We start from the raw sequence: 761 nt of genomic DNA on the forward strand, positions 1-761 counted from the left end.
GAAATCTCCACGCGTGGAGATTTCTATGCGTTTTCGATGTGCACTTAGGAGTTTCTCGCAGCCGCGAAAACTCGTGCACACCTTCGAGCAGAATTGCTCGAAGCTCACTTATGCATTTCAGAATCTGAAACGCCGTTCGCGCCCGATTGTATCGGGCGATTTTTGTCCGCTCACCTTCGTTCGCTGATCCGCCGCGATGGGCGGATAAAAAAATAAGATCGGCGCACATCGGCGCCGATCGGATTCAAGTCAGCTTGCTTTTTGTCTCTGCGAATACCTCGTATTGTTCTTCAGGAATGGCTGCGGAATCGTTCGAGCCGTCCCCTTCGGCTGCTGCGTCGTGATATTGCAGCAGCACGTTCATTCTTGCGTTCTTCCCGCCCTTGAATAATACGTCTGGGTTTACGCGATATGCGCCTTGATTGATGCGTTGCAAGAAGTTACTGTCGATTAGTGCTTGTAGTGTCCTCGATACCGTTTGATAGCTGATACCGCTTTTATTCGGCTATCTGCCTCTGTGTCATTGGCAGAAGATTATTGCTGTCCAGATGGTCGAGAATCCAGAAAGCAAGGCGCGTTTTCTGGTTTCCGATAAGGTCGATACTGTTCAAAATAATGACCGAGCCAGAGCTTATGAAAATTAGCGTCGCGCTCCTCAATGTCAATTACCTGCATTTCTCGCAGTTCTCCAGTATCCTGCTTGATATAAGTTTCTGTTCCTACTACCTTGACTTTCTTGCGGGTTACTGCCATTTGTTTTC

The 761-nt window shown here is 48.4% G+C and carries 3 protein-coding genes; all 3 read right to left on the reverse strand.

Annotation, left to right across the window (positions count from 1 at the left end; genetic code table 11):
- Positions 1-244: 244 nt before the first annotated feature.
- Positions 245-490 (reverse strand): replication/maintenance protein RepL, encoded by a 246-nt coding sequence (locus tag HMPREF9334_RS12785; protein ID WP_342626176.1) that lies wholly within the window; start codon positions 488-490, stop codon positions 245-247.
- Positions 491-497: 7 nt separating this feature from the next.
- Positions 498-560, reverse strand: coding sequence for a hypothetical protein (locus HMPREF9334_RS12790; protein WP_281042438.1), 63 nt, complete (start codon positions 558-560; stop codon positions 498-500).
- Positions 535-761: replication/maintenance protein RepL (locus HMPREF9334_RS12795; RefSeq protein WP_281042436.1), on the reverse strand; the 227-nt coding region annotated here is incomplete at its 5' end. The genes HMPREF9334_RS12790 and HMPREF9334_RS12795, both read right to left, overlap by 26 nt.

It is taken from the genome of Centipeda infelix ATCC 43532 (assembly GCF_000234095.1).
GTDB classification, from domain to species: Bacteria; Bacillota; Negativicutes; order Selenomonadales; family Selenomonadaceae; genus Centipeda; species Centipeda infelix.